General features: G+C 30.8%; 6 protein-coding genes. All 6 read left to right on the plus strand.

The window, feature by feature from the left end:
- Positions 1–21: 21 nt before the first annotated feature.
- Positions 22–1155 carry a pyridoxal-phosphate-dependent aminotransferase family protein gene (locus VK998_RS10085; protein WP_325228009.1) on the plus strand — a complete coding sequence of 378 codons (1134 nt, stop codon included), beginning with the start codon at positions 22–24 and terminating at the stop codon, positions 1153–1155.
- 17 nt (positions 1156–1172) lie between these two features.
- Complete coding sequence (locus tag VK998_RS10090; RefSeq protein WP_325228004.1) at positions 1173–1334, plus strand: hypothetical protein; 162 nt, start codon at positions 1173–1175, stop codon at positions 1332–1334.
- Between the two features lie 98 nt (positions 1335–1432).
- Positions 1433–2149 (plus strand): hypothetical protein, encoded by a 717-nt coding sequence (locus tag VK998_RS10095; protein ID WP_325228005.1) that lies wholly within the window; start codon positions 1433–1435, stop codon positions 2147–2149.
- Between the two features lie 59 nt (positions 2150–2208).
- The gene (locus tag VK998_RS10100) at positions 2209–3192 is read left to right on the plus strand and encodes an NAD(P)/FAD-dependent oxidoreductase (protein ID WP_325228006.1); all 984 of its coding nucleotides are present in this window, start codon (positions 2209–2211) and stop codon (positions 3190–3192) included.
- 33 nt (positions 3193–3225) lie between these two features.
- Entirely contained in the window at positions 3226–3879 is a 654-nt protein-coding gene (gene pdo / locus VK998_RS10105) for a protein disulfide oxidoreductase (protein WP_325228007.1), read from the plus strand.
- Positions 3880–3998: 119 nt separating this feature from the next.
- Positions 3999–4338 (plus strand): DUF6512 family protein (locus VK998_RS10110; RefSeq protein WP_325228008.1); only part of this gene is annotated, 340 nt, incomplete at its 3' end.

Consider the following 4338-nt stretch of genomic DNA (forward strand, 5'->3'; position numbering starts at 1 on the left):
CAAGCGGGGTTCGGCGCCCGCTTGCCCGGCGGCAAGTCGCAGCCCGCCCGGGCGCCTGCAGCGGCGGACTTTTGCTGTTTTGCGGAAAAGGTGCTCGCGACCAATCCAGATTTGGATAATGATTTTTTTGAGTATTATAAGGAAACTTGTAATAAGCTAAAAGGACTTTTAAATACTAAAGAAGATGTACTAATACTAAATGGTGAGGGTATATTAGGATTAGAGGCTGCATCTGCTTCTCTTATTGAACCAGGGGATAGAGTACTTTGCATAGATAATGGAATATTTGGGAATGGCTTTGGTGATTTTGCTAAAATATATGGTGGAGATGTTGTATATTTTAAAGGAGATTATAGAAAACCTATTGATCTGGAAGAATTAAAGGCTTTCTTAGAAAAAGATAGTGATTTTAAATTAGCTACTTTGGTACATTGTGAAACGCCTTCTGGGATTACCAATTCTGTAGATAAGATTTGCCCTTTATTAAAGGAATATGGAATAGTTTCTGTAGTGGATTCTGTTTCGGGAATTGGTGGAGAACCTATAGAAGTTGATAATTGGCAAATGGATATAGTTCTAGGAGGAAGTCAAAAATGTTTGTCAGCTTCTCCAGGATTGACATTTTTAAGTATTAGTGAAGAAGCTTGGAATATAATATTAAATAGAGAAACTCCTATTAAATCTTTCTATTGTAATTTGGCTTTGTGGAAAAACTGGTATGAAGAAAAATGGTTTCCCTATACTCAACCTATTAGCAATATATACAGTTTAGATATTGCTATAGATAGGTTGCTAGAGGAAGGAGACTATCTAGAAAGACATGAAAAAATAGGTAATGCAGTTAGAAAAGCCATAGTTAAATCAGGGTTAGAACTTTATCCTACAGAGGGCTTTTCAAATACTGTTACTACGGTGTTAATACCCAATGGGGTTACTTTTGATGATATATTTAACCATATGGTAGAAAAACATAATACTATGATAGCAGGAGCTTTTGATCATCTAAAGGATAAGGTTTTTAGAATTGGGCATATGGGTGAAAATTGCTACGAGGAAAAGATATATCTAACATTGAAAGCATTAGATGAAACACTAAAGAGTTATGGAATTAAAATAAATGGAAATATACATAAACATTTTGTTCAGGTTATTTAAAAATATTCCACCTTTATATGGACTATGACTTAGAATACAATGTTGGAATACTGTCTACTACAATAAGAGGAGATAAAGAAAAGATACATAAATTAATATTAGAAATTTATAATGAAATGGACGAAGAATGTAAATTTACTATGGACATAAAATTATCTAATTTATGTGGTTGTGATTAAATATGAGAAACTATAATTAGGTTTTTTCAAAAAAATAGGGACGGTACTTGAATTTTTTATTAAATTAGTTTATAATACTATTTAAGGATGTGAATGAATTGCCAAGAACAGCTAGAGATAAGTATCATTATGGCGTTTATTATATTAGTCAATCTAGTGATGAAGATAAAGTACTGTTCCGCAATAAAGATGATAGAGAAAAGTTTTTATCGATTTTATCATCTGTAAAGAAGATTAGCGGTTTTAAACTATATGCCTTTTGTGTTATAAAATCAAAAGAATACCATCTGATCATTGGCACTAATGGATCAGATATATCCAGCATTATGAAAGGGATAAATATTAGATATGCTATGTATATTGATGATAGTTCTCCAATATTCAAGGATAGATATAAAAGTATATTGATTGAGGATAAAAAAGATTTAATATCTATATTAGACAAAATACATGCTCGTGGAATTGAAGAGGATACTAGATACAATAGTTACTGTTTTTATGATCAAAGAATTATATTTGATGATGGTTTGCTGGATAAATTGGATTTAGATTTACTAACTGAAAAGGAAGACTGTTTAGTTAGTATGAATGATTGTGATGATTGCATTAGGAATATAGAAGAAGGGTATATAGAATTGAAAGAGATAGCTAATACTAAAGGTTTAACTGTAGAGGAAATAATTGCTGACAAACCTTTGAGGAATGATTTAATTAGGCAATTTAGAAAAAACTCTACATTGTCTCTTAAAGAAATTGGAAAAATATTTGGAGGTTTATCAGAATCTTCAATTTGTAAGATATTGACTAATAAATAATAGTGCTTGTATTTACCAATGAAATTCAAGTACCGTCCCAAAAAGTTAGGAGGTTGTTTATGGATTTTAATTTTGATGTTAATTTAAAAGATGGTTTTGATAATAGTAAAAAACTAGACATTGATACAGTATACGACATAATAGTAATCGGAGGTGGACCTGCAGGATTGAATGCAGGGTTATATTCAAAACGTAAAGGAGCAAATGTTGGGATAATAACTAAAAATATTGGAGGACAAGTGGTAGATACTTCTGTTGTGGAAAACTATTTGGGATATCCGTCTTTAAGTGGTGAAGAATTGATGAACAAGTTTAAAGACCATGTGATGGATTTAGATATTCCTATTTTAGAACACTCTACTGTTGAGGGGTTGAAAGTATCTGAAGACTCAGTTATAAAAGAAATTGTTTTGTCTGATGGAAGCTCTTATAAAGCTAAATCCATTATACTTGCAACTGGTAGTAGACCTAGGAAATTATCTGTTCCAGGTGAAGATGAATATGTAGGAAAAGGTGTTGCGTATTGTGCTATTTGTGATGGTCCATTGTTTGCTGGATTGGATGTAGTGGTGGCAGGTGGAGGTAATTCTGCAATAGAAGCAGCCATTGATTTATCTAAAATAGCTAATAGTGTAACTATAGTTCATAGAAGTCAATTAAGAGCAGATAAGATTTTGATTGATCAAATTAATAAGATAAAAAACATAGAGGTTCACTTAAATACACAAATTCTTGAGGTAATTGGAGAGAAGTTAGTTACAGGTGTTAAGGTGTTGGATAAGGCTACAGATAATATTCGTACTATTTCTACAAATGGTATATTCGTAGAGATAGGAGCTTTGCCTAATAATGATCCTTTTAAGGATATAGTTGAGTTAAATGATAAAGGTGAAATAATTGCAGACAAATTTGGTAGAACCAATGTTGAAGGTATTTTTGCAGCTGGAGATTCTATAGATAATCCTTATAAGCAAATAATAATTTCAGCAGCTACTGGAGCAAATGCTGCTCTATCTGCTAATGAATATTTAAATACTTTGTAAATTTTTATAAATAAATTTTAGGAGGATGTTTTAATGGAAATGTTAAATGAAGATATTAGAAAACAATTGAAAGAAATTTTTGAAGGTATGAAAAACGATGTGACAATAGCGCTTTTTACAAAAGAGGAACCATGTGAAACTTGTGAAGAAACTGAATCGTTTATGAAAGAATTAGTTTCTACTTCTGAAAAACTTCACTTTAAACAATATGACATAAATGTGGATAAAGAAATAACTAAGGAATATGGTGTTGAACTTACTCCGAGTATTGTATTATTGGATAACAACGAAGAATACAAAAGGATTAAGTTTAATGGTATTCCTGCAGGGCATGAAATCAATTCTTTAATTGCTGCTATTTTAGAGGTTTCAGGGAATAGTAACAATTTACCAAAGCCTATTGAAGAAAGGCTTAAAAAAGTGACTAAACCAATTAATATTAAGGTATTCGTAACTCTTAGCTGTCCTCATTGCCCAGGAGCAGTTGAAAAAGCACATAAATTAGCTTTAGAAAATCCAAATATTAATGCAGAGATGATTGAAGCACAAACTTTCTATGATTTATCTGATAAGTATAATGTATCTAGTGTTCCTAAAATAGCGATAAATGATAAATATGAGTTTGTTGGAAATCAGCCTTTTGAGGAGTTTTTAAATAATATTGACAAGGCAAATGCAGTTGCTTAATATTGAATAGAAATATATTTAATGTTTGTAAAGGACTATCAGGAAATTCTGATAGTCCCTTATTTATGAGTAATATATTTTATAAAAAATGGACACCTTATATATTGGAGGTGGTTATAATGAATATAGATTATAGTAAGTTAAAAAAATGGGAAATAGCAGGGATTTTTTGGATTATAATAGTTGGTTCTCTTTTGCATTTCACTTATAATTGGTCTAATAAATCTATAATAGTTGCATTGTTTAGCCCAGTAAATGAAAGTCTTTGGGAACATTTGAAATTAGGTTATTGGGCTTTAACATTTTTTATGTTAATAGAGTATTGGTATGTTAGAAGATATAAATATAGTTTTTTTATTGCTAAAACTTTGGGTGTACTTGCCATGAGCTTATTTATTGTCCTAGCTTTTTATTTATATACTGGTATTAGTAAGAAACATATTTTAATCATAGATATAG

This window comes from Schnuerera sp., assembly GCF_035459645.1.
In the GTDB taxonomy this organism is placed as follows: Bacteria; Bacillota; Clostridia; order Tissierellales; family Tepidimicrobiaceae; genus Schnuerera.